Origin of the sequence: Vibrio kyushuensis, from assembly GCF_050337325.1 — a bacterium.
In the GTDB taxonomy this organism is placed as follows: Bacteria; Pseudomonadota; Gammaproteobacteria; order Enterobacterales; family Vibrionaceae; genus Vibrio; species Vibrio kyushuensis.
Genome location: NZ_JAKJSV010000002.1, coordinates 181,792 through 198,978 on the forward strand (window position 1 = coordinate 181,792; position 17,187 = coordinate 198,978).

The following is a 17,187-nucleotide window of genomic DNA, read 5'->3' on the forward strand; positions in this document are numbered from 1 at the left end:
ACGTTAGCTATCATAGGACACGCTATTAAGATCCCACATTTCTAATATGTGTTTAACGTCCTCACATTTACCCATTAAGATTTGGTATTCCGGATCAAATGGTTCACCTATGTAGGTTGTCCTGAGCAACTCATTGGTTTTTAGGTCTACCTGAGTGACAACTCGACCTTTGAAATTTTGGAAAACCGCAAATTGATCACTACGGTAAACAATTTGCTCACGATAAAACCAAAAGTGGTCACTGGTTTTGAGTAACTGGCATTTCAATGGCAACGAGCTAGGATCCGCTGATAAAGCTGATGTTGATAGAAAAAATGCAAACAATAGTAAGCGGCTCATAATCAAATCCTTTTACCACTTGGAAGGTTTTTCCATTTGAAACATAGAGTAATTATAGACAAGCATTCGCTATTTGCTTCCCTGCTGCTTAATTGACTGAGGTTGTTTCTGGCAATGATGATTGATGAGTCTTGCGAGATTTTCTATCGCTTGTTGCTCAGATTGGCTCCCCTCAAGATTGGCGTAAGTTAACCGTAAACAGTGATTAAATTTGTTATTAGTACCGAAAGCCATTCCGGGATAGACGCTGATTTTTTCTTGTTTGCACTCAAGGGAGAGTTGGTGTCCATCCACATAATCTGGAAGTGTTAACCACATAATGAATGAACCAGACGCCAGAGTTAGGTGGAATTGGGCTTGTAATAAAGGATATTGATTTAAATAATGCGTAAGTTGCTGATGAAGCCTTTTTCCATTTGTTTGGTACAAACGACGCATGCGGTTGGTGTGAGAACGGTACTTACCTGTTGTTAGAAACTCAGCGACGGCAGATTGCATCAAATTTAAGCTGCCCATGTTGTCGCTGATGAGGTACTTCTCGATTTTTTGTTGGTATCGACCGGATAGTATCCAACCAATACGCAGCCGAGAGTCCAACGTCTTAGAAAGAGAGTTAACGTATATCACGCGGTCTTGGGTATCCAACGACTTCAAGCTTGGTAGATTTTCATTAAAGCTTAATGAGCCAAAAACATCATCTTCAATAATAGGGATCTCTTTTGACACTTTAAGCAGTGTTTGGCGGTTTTCTAAAGGCATTTGAGAGCCGGTTGGGTTGGCAAAGTTAGGCGTGACAATGATCGCTTTGATGTCCCACAACGATACGGCTTTGGCTAATGCTTCTGGATTGATACCTGTTGTCACACAACTTGGTATTTCGATTACTTTGAGCCCGAGTGACTCCATTAAAAGTAAGTTCCCAAAGTAGCAGGGTGACTCGACGGCAACGATATCTCCTTTGTTTGTAAGTGCGCGAAGTGCAAGACTGATCCCTTGTTGAGCACCGTGAGTCACTGCGATCTCATTATATTTTGCGGGAACACCAAGATCGTGGCTAATCTTAAGTAATTGTTTGATCAGTAAATTATTGCCGGGAGGAATTTGGTAATGGCTAGGAAGTTGACTTTGCATGCGAGCGTGGCGGCCAATTTCAGCGTATAAGCTTTTTATCGCAGGAAAGTTGATATTTGGATGTGCAGAACCCGTTGGCAGCAGCTCTTTCTCACTCGAGTAGGTAAGAATGGATTTACAGACGGACAGAAGATCAACCTTAATGGGCTTATGCTGATCAGTACTGAGCTGATTAGAAGAGCGTTTGGCTAGGCTCACTCTATACCCTGACTTTGCAACAGAATAGATAAACCCAATGGCTTCAAGTTCTTGGTAAGCGCGTATCACCGTATTCTTACTGACCTGTAAATCTGAACTGAGTTGCCGAATAGAGGGCAGCTTGTCATCTGTTTGATAGATACCAGCAGTGATTGCTTGTCTTAAATGCTGCTCGACTTGGTCATATTTGTTTATAACATCCATTCTGTACCCATAGAAATAGTCAAAATTGTACCTTTGTTATGCTTCTGTACCTAATTAAAGTAGCAGTATTGTTAATAGATTGGCTAGTGGGTTTTTATGTTGTTGCGGATGATCCCTTTTATTTTTGTGGTGTTGTGGGCATCAGGTTTTGTTGGTGCTCGTTATGGTCTGCAATATGCTGAACCGGCCACGCTGCTTTCCATACGCATGATCGGAAATGTAATGCTATTTATTATCTTGATCGTGGTGCTTAAACGTTCCGTACCGAAAGGGCGGCTATTTTTTCATAGCTTAGTGGTTGGCATGTTAATTCACGGGTTCTATTTGGGTGGGACCTACATGGCCATTTCACTTGGTATGCCAGCGGCGCTCAGCTCTCTGTTAGTCGGCATACAGCCAATATTAACGGCTGTCTTGTTGCTTTCGTGGGGGAATGAAAAATTTAAACTCTCGCAGTGGATAGGGCTAGGGTTAGGCTTTGTCGGCATTGCGTTAGTGCTAGGCGGTAATATTGATTGGCAGTCTAAGCAACATCAGTGGCTAGCTGTCGGTATATGTATGTTCTCTCTATTCGGAATTACGTTGGGAACCTTGTATCAAAAACGGTTCTGTCGAGGCGTTGATATGGTGGGGAGTGCCATGGTTCAGTATGTGTCGGCAGCAGCGCTATTTATTCCCTGTGCGTATTTTTTTGAAACAAGGCAAGTTATTTGGACAACTGAACTAGCGCTTACCCTAGTGTGGTTAGTTGTGGTTCTCTCGTGTGTGGCCGTCTTGTTACTGCTTTATATGGTTGAGCATGGTGCGTCATCAAGCGTTGCATCTGTGTTCTATTTAGTTCCGCCTACAACGGCACTTCAAGCTTGGTTTATGTTTGAAGAGTCGTTTGATTGGCAGGGGGGGTTAGGCTTTATCCTTGCGGCAATAGCGGTGTATCTTGTGATCAAAAAGCCGAGTATTCGGTGGCGAGCGAATAAAGAGGCTTATGCTAAGTGATACCTTGGATTAAGTAACATGTTAGGCCGTGTAATATGTTGAATTAAAAGATCTCGGCTAGATGAAGCCGAGATTTATATTGTCGTCAGTTAAATACTGAGATCGTTAAGACTAGGCGGCAGTTAGCTGTTGAGCTAGCTCTTTTCCATTGCCACGGAACTTGTCGATAGTAGAAGAGAAGTTTGATGAAATATGCAGTAGGCGAGCGTCAGGGTGCTCAGCAAGGTAGAGCACTTTTTGCTGATCATCTGCAAGGTCATCCCAATCATCATTGATGGCATGAGCAAAATGAAGAAGTACAGCTAACTTAGGTGAAATTTCTGCTTCTCTTGGCTCGTGATAGTGCTCAATAGCGTCAACCATATGATCTGGGAACTTCCATGTTTTGGCTAACTTTGCGCCAAGAGAAGGGGCAGAGACATCGAGCACTTGCTCTTGGGCCGCAATCGGGTTCATGCCATTTTCAACCAGCTCTTGGATCTTAACAGCTTCATCCGGAACCAACGTATGAATCATAAGTTCGCCAATATTATGTAATACGCCAGCGGTAAATACTTCATTACCATCCATACCTGATTCGGTCGCAAGCTTGCTAGAAATAACGGAAACTTCAAAGGTATCAGTCCAATAGGCATCCATGTCGAGTGTGGGTACTTTAGGAAATGCGCCAGATAAAACAGATGCAACGACGAGGGTCCTAACGGGGCCTGTACCTACGCGAAGTAGTGCTTCGTTGACCGAAGAGACCGTTTTGCTGCCGCCAAAGTGAGCTGAGTTTGCCATGCGAAGAAGTCTTGCAGTAAGAACTTGATCGATTGATATTTTTTGCGATAAATCACCGAAATCAACATCCTCTTGATTCACCATGTCGAGTAGCTCTTGCAAAACTGCTGATATTCTTGGCAGTTCATTCAGCCTTGAAATTAGTGCCGCTTGGCTCATAGCCTTTCTCCTTTTTATGTTGGCTCATTTACTATAGTTCAGGATTTTAATTTGTGACAAAGTAGGATTTGAAGTGGTGATATATTCAAGCGGGATAACGTATGATAAGTGCTATCACGAACGCTTGTGTTTTGTATATATTTTGAGGATTAGTTCATGTCTACCCACTCTTTAGCGTCTTCCACCCCAATCGTTTTGACCATTGCCGGTTCCGATAGTGGCGGTGGCGCTGGGATTCAAGCCGATATTAAATCAATTTCAGCAACGGGCGGTTATGCCTGCTCGGTTATTACTGCGATTACTGCACAAAATACCTGTGGTGTATCTGGCATATTTCCTATTCCGTTAGAACATGTTGAGAAACAATTAGACGCTGTTTTTGGTGATTTGAAAGTTGTGGCAGTTAAAATTGGTATGCTTGCAGATACAGAAATTATTTCTCTAGTGGCAGAAAAACTGCGTCAATATAAACCAAAATTTGTAGTATTAGATCCGGTAATGGTAGCAACGAGTGGCGATATGCTGCTTCAACAATCAGCTGTCGGAACTCTAAAGTCGGAGTTATTACCTTTGGCGGATGTTGTGACGCCAAATTTGCCAGAAGGTGCAGCGTTGACGGGTCTACCTTTACCTACAAATGAACAAGAAATGTCACTGATGATTAAGCAGCTACATTCGCTTGGTTCAAAGAGTGTGTTATTGAAAGGCGGTCATTTAGAAAAAGATGACAAGAGTAATGATTTGCTAATCATGGGTGATGAGCTTCAAGTGTTTTCAGCTAAAAGAGTGGCAACAAAGAACACTCATGGAACAGGTTGTACGCTTTCATCGGCCATTGCTTCTTATCTTGCACAGGGTAAACCTCTGATTGATGCTGTTGCGAATGCCAAACACTATATTTCAGGCGCGATTGAGCATGCTGACCAGTTAGATATCGGTTCCGGTCATGGGCCTGTGCATCATTTTTACGCAATTTAGTGAGTAGAGATGGTGACGATTAGATGCGATGAAGCAATTATTGTTTCTTGATGTTAACTGAAGCCTTTGATTGAATGATTTTTCAGCAAGTTGACATCTAGTTGATACTTCTCATGCATATATTCCGTTAATATATCGCCACTTTTGAGGCGGTCGTTAAGAAATAAATGTGAATAGACTATTTAAGAACAAATTTAGCGGCTTGCTACAGCTAATGCTGATGTTGCTAATGATCATACCTGTAACATTACTAACAATTAATATGGATTTAAAGTCGTCAGTAGGCACTGCTTTTGGTGGCTTTATTACGATAGCTACTGATTCTGCCGGAAGTCGTGGTTTTTTAATCACTTTAGCGGTTCTATGTGTCGCTACATTGGCATTGAAACTTCCTCGCAAAACGTTGCTGGCTCATATGATGGTCTTAGCTGTTTTGCTTGTTATTGGTTTCGCAAGCAAGACCAGCTTAAAGGTGATGACGGAAAGCCCACGCCCATACACTGAGTTACTGGCGCAAGATCTATTGATCCCAACCCCTATTCACTTTTATAACCTCGATGAACAGCAACAAGTACAGCTTATTGATGCTGTTTCGTCAGAAGTTAGTCAGTGGCGTACACGTCATTGGCAAGGCGAAAAAGACTATTCATTTCCTTCCGGGCATACAATATTTACCGCGATCTGTGTGGCATTTTTTGGTGGACTGTTTTGGCAGAATAAACGTTATTCGTGGGCAATCGGAGTATTAGTATGGGCTTCTGCGGTTATGTATAGCCGCCTATGGATTGGTATGCATCGCCCTGTCGACTTAGTAGGTTCAACACTTTTTATTACGGGTGTCTACGCTGTCATGCCAAGCTTTCATGTTATTGCTGACAAGGTTTACTCTCGGCTTCCCAAGCGGATTCAAGCGTTACTTGGTTAACAATAAAAAACACCAGCTTGTTTCAGCTGGTGTTTTTTTATGGGGAGATGATTTAATCACATGATTGAGGTTAAACAGTAAACCTTCCGACTAGGTCAGACAGTTCATTGGCGCGGCCATTAAGCTGCTGGCTACCCGCTCTATTTTGATTGGCTAGATCTGCTGATTGACTACTTTGATCAGAGATAACCACTATACGCTGTGATATCTCTTGGCCAACAATACTTTGCTCTTCTGTTGCTGTTGCTATCAGTGAGTTCATGTCCATAATGGTGCTAATCGACTCTTGAATTTTTACTAATGCTTCGGCAGCGGCATTGGCTTCTTTCACGGTACTGTCACCACGTGCTTGGCTAGAATCCATCGCTTTTACTGCATCATCAGATGCAGATTTTAGCTGCTCAATCATAGCGTGAATCTCACCGGTACTCTCTTGAGTACGACTTGCCAGTTTTCTAACCTCATCTGCCACGACGGCAAAACCACGCCCTTGCTCACCAGCACGAGCGGCCTCAATAGCTGCATTTAGCGCAAGTAAATTGGTTTGTTCGGCGATGTCTTGAATCACTTCTAGTGAAGAGGAGATATTCTTAACATCACTCTCTAGCTGAGAAATCACATCGCTCGCTTCTGATACCTCTTGTGCTAGCTCTCGAACTGAATTGGCGGCAGAGTTAACGATCTCTTGCGCTTCTTTTGCATGCTCTTCCGCTTCGTTTGCTGAACCAGCAGCGTGACTCGCGTTATTCGAGATCTCACCAGCTGTTGTGGTCATTTCAGTCATTGCTGTTGCCACTTGCTCGGTCTCTTCACGCTGACCGGAAGCGAGTTCATCAACCATTGCAGCTCGTCCTGACATGTCGTTGGTTTCACTGACGACTTGCTGCCCAACATCGCTCACATTACGAATAATATTCTGCAGACTTTCTACAAAGATATTGAAGTTCTTACTTAAATTAGCAAATTCAGGAATTTTGAAGGCTTCCATTCGTGCGGTAAGATCGGCATCACCACTTGCAAATGAACCGATAGACTTATCAAGTACATCGATTGGGTGCAAAATGCTTCGAGTAACAAAGATAGCGAAAACTGCGACAAGAACAGCAATGAAAACACAGAATAAGACAATAGCCATTAAGCTATCGTTGAGCGCTGTGTTAGCCGAATTGTCCATATCATTAATGACGGCGTCGATGTCATCGGTATAAAAACCCGTTCCGATCATCAAATTCCACTCGGGGATAAACATCGAATAACTTAGTTTAGGCAGGGCATCAGACTGCCCTGGCTTAGGGAAGTAGTAGGTCGTAAATTGACCGGTTTTAGCATTTTTTATTAAATCCTGAATTAAGTAGTTACCTTGCTTGTCTTGTAAGTTGTAAAAATTATCACCTACGCCTTTCGTCCCTTGACCAACAGCGACTCGAACGCCCTTCGCATCATAGGCAAAAATATAACCAGACTCGCCGTATTGCATCGCTTTCAGTGTCGGTAACGCTTCTTCAATTGTCGCGCCTTGTTTCAATAGCGGGTCTAGAGAAGAGCGGGCAATTTGAAGATAACTCTTTAACTCATTTTGCTTCATCAGCATCATACTTGAGTGTGTTCGTTCGAGTTGATGCTGATTAAAATCGGTCGTTTTTAAGTAGGTAAACCACATCATACCGACCGCAATGACGAGCAGTGGCACGATAGATAAAATATAGAGGCGGTTGCGAATTGAAAAGTTCATAGTTACTTCCTGTGGGCAAACGCTGAGGTATGTTCCTCAGTCGAATAATTTTATTTAGTACTAAAAATAAGATTAGACAACTATTTGCTCAATGGGGAGTAAATGAATTGATTAATATGCTCTTCTCCACAGTGTGATTTTGTTATTACATTCCGTTTATTAAAAAGTGTGGCTTTTCAATAATTCACCATATGAACTAGGTGCCTCATGCGTAATTAGGCATGTGCAATCATCCTCTTAAGCTTGGCTATAAGTTACTCTTTCATGTAAACAGACCAGTTTTGGGAAATGTTTTGAAACTCAAATTCACAAAAACCTTTTCTTTCCGATAAGTAGTCATCTTCTACTTCATCCAGTAGTTCTTTATGTGCCTCAGGATCACTGCCATAGACTAGGCACAGAGTGGAGAAATAGCGCTGTAAATCAAAACTGTGCTCGTCAATGTATTCGCCAAAATCGTAATAATCGGGCCTGTCATCAGATTCAAAAGCAAACATATCAGCAGCGCTTATCGCGGCATCTGCTCCATTGTCTATTTCGTTGATCAAAATGATCGTTGCAAAGTTATCTACCGCGTCTTCTTCTTTACCTAGGATAGGGATGTTTTGGTCAACAATGTAAGCATGACCGACTTCGTGTAAAAGGGTATGTAATAAAGTATCAATAGCACCCAGTTGTGGGCTCTTATCAAAACGTTCTTGATATTTATTATTGGTGAAATAGTGCAGAGATTGCTGATAGAACGAATAAGGGATATGAACCTTGTGTTGCTCTGGATCATACATTGGGCCTTCATTACCTCCGTATTGAATGGTTAGCGTATTGTTGAAGGGAAACCGTTTGTTGGCCAATACTGAAACTAATGAGTCTATGCCACTCTCTTTAATCACGTCGAGAATATCAGCCTCTTGCTCATTGGCAGGGGTGAGGTAATTGATTGTGATTGACTCTTTGGCGTGTGCTAACGGAGTAAGTAATGCCATTGCAGTGAATACAAGAGTTAGGATGTAATTGTGCATAGTTCTCTATCCTTGAGATTGGGTTTCATCGTTTCAGTTTAGGTGAGTTGAAGTAAATAGTGACTTTAAACCAATAAAATAACGCTCTATGGGATTAGGGTGAGACTGTGATATACTCCGCGCCCAAAGTTCATCCAAGAGTCATGAGTCATGAGTTCAAAAAAAGAAGTACAACAGTTAAACCACCGCCTAGATAAATGTAAATTTAAGTTAGATGCGGCAAAATCTCGTGGCGATCAAGCAATGATCTCAAAGTTTACGGATGAAATTGAGAAGATTAATAAAAAGATTGCCCAGCTAAAACACAAGCAAGATTACGATATCAATAAAGAACGTAAAGATCTTTCTGATATGCCGTTCTCACGTGAAATTACCAAAGCTGAACAAGCCGATATGGGTAAATTAAAGAAATCAGTTAAAGGTCTAGTGGTTGTACACCCGATGACTAAAATTGGTAAAGCACTACGTGTTGATGCAATGACTGGTTTCGCACCAAAGAAATTCTAATTTCTTAGGTAGCCTCGACGCTATCTTTATAGAAATGAAGATTGAAACGCCTAAACATTCACATAATGTTTAGGCGTTTTTTATTGGCTTGAGGCCGCTTTATTAAAATAGTTAGGCGAGTGGCTAACGACTAAAAACCCATTAACTGCAGCAAGTGTTCTGCTGTCTTGATGGCTTCTTTACGGTTAGCAATGTTGAGCTTTTGATACAGGTTTCGGATGTGGGTTTTAATTGTTGTTCCGGCAACATCAAGCTCCTGTGCTATTTGTTCATTGCTAAAGCCTGAATAGATCAAACCGAGTACCTGCCATTCACGCTGGGTTAGGGGGCTGGTTCTTACCAATTCTGGAATATTTGGGTGATTGACCAGCTTTTCAACAAATTCTTCATCAAAGTGAACAGAACGACTACGCTGCGTGGTTGAGATATCTTTAGTCAGTTGTTGAGCGCGATGGCGTTCTAAATCGCCAAGCTCAGACTTGTTACTTAGCTTTTCAAGTAAATGACCTATCTTTCCACCGTCGACGAGGAAGTTGCCAAGAATGCCTGTTTGATTGGTGAGCTCAAGTGCTTGCTTGAGTTTTTCCTTCGCTTCCTCTTCACTGCCTAGGCTCACCGAAAGTACCGCGTCAACAATCAAATTACGATTGGTATCGGTCAAAAGCTGAGCTTTATTCGCTTCCTTTTGAATGAACGCTAGTGTCTCTTGTGCTTTGTTATGTTCGCCAATATTAATGTAAGCTCGAGTAATATTTCGCCACTGAAGTTGAGTGAAGTGATTACATGCTTCATCGGGTCTAACTGCAGTATCGAGCCACTGCCGTATTGAGTCCAAATCGCCACGAGCTTGCCAAAATAAGATTAAGGATAGAGAGGCATTTGCTGTCCAATCGACGTGGTAAGTTGATTGTTTAAGAAGGTGGTCAATTTGATCAATGAATTTAGCTGCTTTATCAAGCTCGCCGCGACCGATTGCTATACGAGCCAACATCGAGTAGCTATGTAAGTGCTTACTTGAATCATGGTTTCCTAGCACATCTAAACTTTTATAAGCACACTCTTCTGCTTCATCTAAACGGTTCCAGCACCAAAAGACTTGGGCACGTAAGCGAAGTAAAAATTCATGCATGGGTACTTGTTGAAGTTGATGTTCTTCAATCAATTTAAAAGCGTTGTCTTGAACCTCAAATGCGGCTTGAACGTAACCTTGAGCGATCAAAATCTCACTTTGTTGCAGCATTGCCCATAAAGCCTGATGATAAACTTGATACTGGCGTGCAAGTTTTTCAGTTTGCTGCATCATAGGCAGTGCGCGGCTTAAATGACCAAGTACGTGATTGACTTCTCCGACGACTGACGTTGCCACAATTCGGCTACGGTAGACGGTGTGATCCAGCTGACTGAGTGCTAACTCTGCAAGCTCTAATGCTTTTTCTGGCTCATTTTGGTTAATTGCTACTTGTGCGCGTAAAGCATTAAATTCACCTTGCTCTTTAGACGAAAGCTTCACCTTATGCAGCTTCATCTGCTCATCGGCTTTTGCTAATAAGTCGCCAACATCGTTATACCTGTGCTGACTCTGTGCAAGCCACGCTTCAAGCATGCAAAGTTTAGGTTCACTGTATAACTGTGTTGGCTCTAATGTTTTGATCGCTTTTTCAAGAGCTTGTAGCTCTCCGCTGTTGAACATTTTCCAGCCGTAACTGGCCAATATAGAGGCCACCAATTCGCTATCTTTTGCCTGTTGTGCATGCTGCAGGGCTTGATGAGGTGACTTTTGATTTAACCAAGCTTGCGCCGCGGTTTTATGCAGTTGTCGTTCTTGTTGTGGAATGCGAGCCATACGTTCATGAGCAAGGAATTCAGCAAAAAGGTTATGGAATCGATACCAGTTTTGTTCATCTTCTAGTGGGTAGATGAATAGTCCGTATCGATTTAACGATTCGATCATGCTCAATGCGTCATCGCGTTCGGTAAGCGCGCTCACAAGCTCGTCATTGAAGTGATCAAGTACCGAACATTGCAGCAAAAACTGACGCGTCTCTTGATCGAGTAGATCAAAGACTTCTTCAACCAAATAATCCCATAAATGGGCGTGATTAAATTGAGAAACAGACTCGGCTGATTGCGCCAATGTTCGCTTTTGATGTTGAGCTTGTAAGGCGATTAACTGCAATGCAGAAGGCCAGCCTTCAACATAAGTCTGAAGGTTCTTCGCTGTGTCATTATCAATGCCATCGGCAACGCGTTGATTGAAAAATCGAGTTGTCTCTTCTGTATCGAAGGCAAGCAGATCGTTGCCGATTTCGATCATCAGATCACGCACACGTAAATTGGCAGTTCCTAAAGGTGGCGCAGCGCGGCTGGTGACGACAAGGGTAAGGTTGTCTGGCATATGCTTAAGGAAGAAGCGCATTGCTTCATGAATGTCGTCATCTGAAATGAGGTGATAATCATCCAGTACAAGAAAACACTCTTGGTGAAAGTTGGAGAGCTCAGCAAAGACTTCACTAAATAACGAGTGCAGCGACGAGAATTGACGCTTCTCAGCCAATGTTTGAGCATTTGGACAGGCGTTATCTGTCCCTTTATTCAATGCTTGAAGCAGATAGTTAATAAAGCGAAATGGGTCATTGTCGCTTTCATCGATGCTATACCAGCCCACATGCGATTTATCAGACAACCACTGAGAGGCCATCGTTGTTTTGCCATATCCGGCAGGAGAGCGAAAAAGCACAAGCTTATAACAAGGAGCCTGTTGCAGTAGATCTAGGACTCTAGGACGTACAATCGCATTATGAAGTCGACCAGGTCGAGTTAATTTCGATGGAATCCACATCTTTTTAATCCGTAATTATTATGATCAATCGATCGTTAGTTGGGGATAGTACTGGAAGTGATGAAGCACTTTTGTTGATCCAAGGCCAATTTTTCCCTTCAGAGCGTCAAAAATGCACTCTACGCCTTTAAAGTGTGATGAGCATCACGTTAGTGCGGGATTTGTCGTGTCACTGAGTCCTCACTTGTACTAATTTTTATGAAATTTTCAGAAAAATAGACATTACTATGCGATCTGTTTCTCATTTTGAGTGTTCAATCAATAGAGGGTAGATACTTTTTTAATGAATACAGAGTAGGGTAAATGCAAGGGTGATGTGAGGCGAATCACGACTGATTTATCGCTAGCATCGATTTGTGAGATTTAGATCACCGATAGGTATGAGGTACGCCCTCTACGCCCTAGTTACTCCTCCTCAGTCTCACCATGAGTAGGAGGATGTTTTGAATAGCGTGTGGATGCACGATATGTCTCAGATGGATTAAACCAATAAAGTGAGATTTCTATAATGAAACCTACTCAACAAAAGAATTTTAATAAGATCGCATTTCAAGAAAGCGTAAAAAAGCATTTATCAGCAACGTACGCAACGACGATCGAAAATGCAGACAGCCGTGCTTGGTACCTAGCGATGGGGCGAGCGCTTGCAGAATTAACAACTCTTGATCTGCTACAAACAGAGCAAGATAAGAAAATCAAATCAGCGAAAAGCGTTAACTACCTATCGCTAGAGTTTTTGATTGGTCGACTAACAGGCAACAACTTAATCAGCATGGGTCTATACGAAGAGATCACTCATGCAATGGAAGAGCTTGGCCAAAACTTAACAGACTTACTAGAAGAAGAGCGTGACCCATCATTAGGTAATGGTGGTTTGGGTCGTCTTGCTGCCTGTTTCATGGATTCATGTGCGGCACAAGAATACCCAACCGTAGGCTATGGCCTTCACTACGAATACGGTTTGTTCAAGCAATCATTTGAGAAAGGTCATCAGCAAGAAGCGCCTGATGCTTGGCGTGGTGTAGAAGGCTACCCATGGGAAGTTGCTCGCCCAGAACTTGCACAAGAAATTGGTTTCTATGGTCATGTTGAAACATACCAAGATCAAGGCAAAGAGAAACGTCGTTGGGTTCCAGGTATGGCTGTAAAAGCAATGCCATGGGATCTGCCAATCGTTGGTTATGAAAGTGATACGGTATATCCGCTACGTTTGTGGGAGTGCCAAGCAATTGCACCTTTCTCACTAGCAAGCTTTAACAATGGTGATTATTTTGAAGCGCAACACGCACTCATTGATGCCGGTAACATCACCAAAGTTCTTTACCCAAATGATAACCATGAGAAGGGTAAGACACTGCGTCTGATGCAACAGTACTTCCACAGTGCAGCATCCATTCGTGACATCCTTCGTCGCCATGAAGCAGCGGGTCACACACTGGCATCTTTACCAAAATACGAAACAGTTCAACTAAACGATACGCACCCAGCTATCGCTATCCCTGAGCTAATGCGTATTTTGATCGATGAGAAAGGCTTGAGCTGGAATGAAGCTTGGACAATCAGCTCTAAAACCTTTGCATACACAAACCACACGCTCCTTCCTGAAGCACTAGAGACGTGGAGTGAGTCTTTGATTCAACGTCTACTTCCTCGTCATATGGAAATCATCTACCACATCAACCACCTGTTCTTACAAGAAGTTCGTCAGATGTGGCCTGGTGATGTTGAGAAGCAGCAAAAGCTGTCTATCATCCAAGAAGGTTTCCACCGTATGGTTCGCATGGCCAACCTAAGCGTGGTCGGATCTTACGCTGTGAATGGGGTTGCAGCACTTCACTCAGACTTGGTAAAACGTGATCTTTTCCCTGAGTTCCACGAAATGTACCCAACGCGCCTACACAACGTGACTAATGGTGTTACACCACGTCGTTGGTTGAAGTTCTGTAACCCAGCATTGTCTGCTTTGATTACTGACAAAATTGGTTCTGATTGGCCAGCTCACCTTGAGAAGCTAGAAGCTGTTGCTAAGTTTGCCGACGATGCGAAGTTCCAAAAATCGTTCATGGCTGTGAAGAAAGAGAACAAACAGCGTTTGGCTGATTGGGTTTCTGAGAACATGGATATTGAGCTTGATACGAATGCGATCTTCGACGTTCAAATCAAGCGTCTGCACGAGTATAAGCGTCAGCACCTAAACATGCTGCACATCTTATCTCTGTATCACCGTCTACTAAATGATCCAGAGTTTGATATGGCGCCTCGCGTTGTATTCTTTGCAGCAAAAGCGGCTCCGGGTTACCACCTAGCGAAAGAGATCATCTACGCACTGAACAAGATTGCTGAGAAAGTAAACAACGACCCACGCATTGGTAACAAGCTTAAAGTTGTTTTCCTACCAGACTACCGTGTAAGTCTTGCTGAAATTATCATTCCAGCGGCCGACGTTTCTGAGCAAATCTCGACGGCAGGTAAAGAAGCATCAGGTACGGGTAATATGAAGATGGCTCTGAACGGTGCATTGACTATCGGTACGATGGATGGTGCAAACGTTGAGATCCGTGAAGAAGTAGGCGATGAAAATATCTACATCTTTGGTTTAGATGTGGATGAAGTAGAAGCAACCAAAGCTCGCGGCTACAACCCGTTTGATTACTATAATTCAGACCCACTGCTAAAAGCGTCACTAGACCTATTACTTAGTGATGAATTCACACCGGGTGAACCAGGTAAGCTTCGTGTGACTTATGACAGCCTACTTGACGGCGGTGACCCATACTTATGTCTAGCTGATTTTGCTTCGTATGTTAAAGCGCATGAAGATATGGATAAACAGTATCGAGACCAAGCAGGTTGGGCGAAAAAAGCGATTCTAAATACTGCGCTAGTCGGTAAATTCAGTTCTGACCGAAGCATTAGAGACTACGTAAATAACATCTGGAAACTAGAAACGGTTAAGCGTTAATTTTCCAAAAAATTAAGCCAAGGTTTTCCTATGTATACAGTTTAGGGCCTTGGCTTACTCGGTTTAGACTTTAAACAATCCGAGTATCGGTTAGATAAATACCCTACACAAAGAAGGGATAAGTAAACCTTCGGAGAGAGCGATGACAAAACAAACTGCATTACAACAAGTCGCCGAAATGGCTCGACTCGCTGATAGTTACATCAGTGCTTGGGGTGAAGAAGCAAAAGTTGCCGATGAGACACTATTAAGCTTATTAAACTCACTTGGTTACGATACGCGCAATGATGCGGCGCTATTAAAATCGGCTGAAAAGAAACATAAAAAACAGGTCTTAGAGCCTGTTTTAGTCCTTCGGGATGGTGAGCCTGTTGAAGTAGAACTTAACTTAGGTGTGAGCGCGAGAGAAAGTGAATTTAGCTGGCGCTTAGAAACAGAGCAAGGTGACGTACTTGAAGGCTATCTTCAATCTCAAATTGTACGCGATGAGCGTAAAGAGGGTGGCCCTTTAGTATTTACCTTACCTAATGATCTTAAGTGGGGTTATCACAAACTTATCGTGACACGTAAGCGTCGCAAATCGCCGTATGAAATGTCATTGATTGTCACGCCTCAATCTTGCTTCAAGCAAGAAGCGATGAGCGAAGGCAAAAAAATGTGGGGGCCAAGTGTTCAACTCTATACCCTACGTACGTCTCACAACTGGGGTATTGGTGACTTTGGTGACTTGAAACAACTCGTCGCAGATATCGCATCACGCGGTGGTGACTTCGTTGGTTTGAACCCTATTCACTCGCTATTTCCTGCCAACCCAGAAGGGGCAAGCCCATACAGCCCATCTTCTCGTCGTTGGTTAAATATTTTATACATTGATGTGAGCTCAGTCCCTGAGTTTGCATTAAGTGCGAAAGCACAACAGACCGTCGGCAGTGCTGAATTTCAGCAGCGTCTACAGAAAGTACGTGAATCTCACTGGGTTAATTACAGTGAAGTTGCCGATCTTAAAAACAGCGTTTTACCAATGTTATACGCTGAGTTTAAGTCTCGTCATTTAGATAAAAACAGTGAACGTGCACAAGCATTCCTTTCGTTTGTGGAATTAGGCGGAGAGAGTCTAGTGCATCAGGCGGCATTTGATGCATTGCACGCTGATCTTCATAGCGAAAATTCAGATATCTGGGGTTGGCCTGTTTTCCCAGAAGAGTATCGTCAGTTTGAAAATGCTTCGGTACAAAAATACATTACAGAGAACCAAGGCAGTGTTCATCTTTACATGTATCTTCAATGGGTAGCGGATACTCAGATAAATGAAGCTCAATTGCTCGCTGAAGAAAAAGGCATGGCGGTAGGCTTGTACCGTGATCTTGCTGTTGGCGTTGCAGATTCTGGCTCTGAAACTTGGGCAGATAATGGCAGTTTAGTGCTTGATGCAAGTATTGGCGCGCCACCTGATGTATTAGGTCCACTGGGTCAAAACTGGGGTTTGCCACCGCTGAATCCGCAAGTACTACAAGAGACAGGGTATGACGCGTACATAAAACTGCTTCGCGCTAACATGAAGCATTGCGGCTCTTTACGTATTGACCATGTTTTAGGTCTATTGCGTTTGTGGTGGATTCCCAAAGGTGAAGACGCAACGAAAGGCGCGTATATCTATTATCCTGTTCAAGACATGCTAGCAATTCTGGCTCTAGAATCACATCGTCATCAGTGTAGCGTAATTGGTGAAGATCTAGGTACTGTGCCAGATGAGATTGTTGATATTTTGCGTGACGCGGGTGTTAATTCGTATAAAGTGTTCTTCTTCGAAACGTCAAAAGACGATGGCGGATTTATCTCTCCGGCGCATTATGCAGAGCAATCAATGTCGGCTCTATGTACTCACGATATGCCAACGTTACGTGGTTTCTGGCACTGTGACGACTTGAAAATGGGCCATGAAATTGGTCTGTATCCCGACACTGAACAGCTAGAAGGTCTGTATCAAGACCGCTTAATTTGTAAACAAGGCATTCTGGATTCTGTTGCGTGGCATGGTTATCTACCTGAAGGTATTGGCCGTGATGCATCTCAAGTTCCAATGGACTCATATTTAAGTGAAGCGCTTCAATTACACGTTGCTGCAGGCTCATCATCGCTATTGAGTGTTCAGTTGGAAGATTGGCTAGAAATGGATCAACCCGTTAACATTCCGGGTACAGTTAATGAATATCCTAACTGGCGTCGTAAGCTATCGATGAACATGGATGAGATCTTTGCCAAAGAAAGCGTCAATCGCATCACCAAACGTTTAACCGAAGTACGTTCAAAAGCGGAAAAATAGTAATAATCGAACATATATTGCCACTGTTAATACCAGTGGCATATAAAAGTATAAACTTGGTCACTCTAAAATAGACCGGAGTTCGGTAAACT

General features: G+C 42.9%; 12 protein-coding genes. 6 read left to right on the plus strand and 6 right to left on the minus strand.

Annotated features, from left to right (window positions below):
• Window positions 1–3: 3 nt before the first annotated feature.
• Complete coding sequence (locus tag L4D20_RS00845; RefSeq protein WP_428799672.1) at window positions 4–339, minus strand: hypothetical protein; 336 nt, start codon at window positions 337–339, stop codon at window positions 4–6.
• 69 nt (window positions 340–408) lie between these two features.
• Complete coding sequence (locus L4D20_RS00850) at window positions 409–1,872, minus strand: aminotransferase-like domain-containing protein (protein ID WP_428799673.1); 1,464 nt, start codon at window positions 1,870–1,872, stop codon at window positions 409–411.
• Between the two features lie 96 nt (window positions 1,873–1,968).
• On the opposite strand from L4D20_RS00850, the gene L4D20_RS00855 reads away from it, so the two are divergent.
• Window positions 1,969–2,868, plus strand: a complete 900-nt coding sequence (locus tag L4D20_RS00855; RefSeq protein ID WP_428799674.1) for a DMT family transporter — start codon at window positions 1,969–1,971, stop codon at window positions 2,866–2,868.
• Window positions 2,869–2,979: 111 nt separating this feature from the next.
• On the opposite strand, the gene L4D20_RS00860 is transcribed toward L4D20_RS00855, so the two are convergent.
• Window positions 2,980–3,810 carry an HDOD domain-containing protein gene (locus L4D20_RS00860; protein WP_428799675.1) on the minus strand — a complete coding sequence of 277 codons (831 nt, stop codon included), beginning with the start codon at window positions 3,808–3,810 and terminating at the stop codon, window positions 2,980–2,982.
• Window positions 3,811–3,966: 156 nt separating this feature from the next.
• On the opposite strand from L4D20_RS00860, the gene thiD reads away from it, so the two are divergent.
• Together thiD and L4D20_RS00870 are read left to right on the plus strand one after the other, a co-directional pair.
• Window positions 3,967–4,788 carry a bifunctional hydroxymethylpyrimidine kinase/phosphomethylpyrimidine kinase gene (thiD, locus tag L4D20_RS00865; RefSeq protein WP_428799676.1) on the plus strand — a complete coding sequence of 274 codons (822 nt, stop codon included), beginning with the start codon at window positions 3,967–3,969 and terminating at the stop codon, window positions 4,786–4,788.
• Window positions 4,789–5,002: 214 nt separating this feature from the next.
• Entirely contained in the window at window positions 5,003–5,713 is a 711-nt protein-coding gene (locus L4D20_RS00870; RefSeq protein WP_428800724.1) for a phosphatase PAP2 family protein, read from the plus strand.
• Between the two features lie 70 nt (window positions 5,714–5,783).
• Here L4D20_RS00870 and L4D20_RS00875 read toward each other — a convergent pair whose 3' ends face one another.
• Window positions 5,784–7,445, minus strand: a complete 1,662-nt coding sequence (locus tag L4D20_RS00875; protein WP_428799677.1) for a methyl-accepting chemotaxis protein — start codon at window positions 7,443–7,445, stop codon at window positions 5,784–5,786.
• A gap of 254 nt (window positions 7,446–7,699) precedes the next feature.
• Entirely contained in the window at window positions 7,700–8,464 is a 765-nt protein-coding gene (locus L4D20_RS00880; RefSeq protein ID WP_428799678.1) for a DUF4344 domain-containing metallopeptidase, read from the minus strand.
• 150 nt (window positions 8,465–8,614) lie between these two features.
• Here L4D20_RS00880 and L4D20_RS00885 point away from each other — a divergent pair, with 150 nt between their 5' ends.
• Window positions 8,615–8,971 carry a YibL family ribosome-associated protein gene (locus tag L4D20_RS00885; protein ID WP_428799679.1) on the plus strand — a complete coding sequence of 119 codons (357 nt, stop codon included), beginning with the start codon at window positions 8,615–8,617 and terminating at the stop codon, window positions 8,969–8,971.
• 130 nt (window positions 8,972–9,101) lie between these two features.
• On the opposite strand, the gene malT is transcribed toward L4D20_RS00885, so the two are convergent.
• Window positions 9,102–11,810 carry an HTH-type transcriptional regulator MalT gene (malT, locus tag L4D20_RS00890; RefSeq protein WP_428799680.1) on the minus strand — a complete coding sequence of 903 codons (2,709 nt, stop codon included), beginning with the start codon at window positions 11,808–11,810 and terminating at the stop codon, window positions 9,102–9,104.
• A 508-nt stretch (window positions 11,811–12,318) separates the two neighbouring features.
• Between malT and L4D20_RS00895 the strand changes: the two genes are divergently transcribed.
• Both L4D20_RS00895 and malQ read left to right on the plus strand, forming a co-directional pair.
• A complete protein-coding gene (locus L4D20_RS00895) occupies window positions 12,319–14,772 on the plus strand; it encodes a glycogen/starch/alpha-glucan phosphorylase (protein WP_428799681.1) in 2,454 nt (817 codons plus the stop codon).
• A 142-nt stretch (window positions 14,773–14,914) separates the two neighbouring features.
• The gene (malQ, locus tag L4D20_RS00900) at window positions 14,915–17,095 is read left to right on the plus strand and encodes a 4-alpha-glucanotransferase (RefSeq protein WP_428799682.1); all 2,181 of its coding nucleotides are present in this window, start codon (window positions 14,915–14,917) and stop codon (window positions 17,093–17,095) included.
• The last annotated feature ends 92 nt before the right edge of the window (window positions 17,096–17,187 follow it).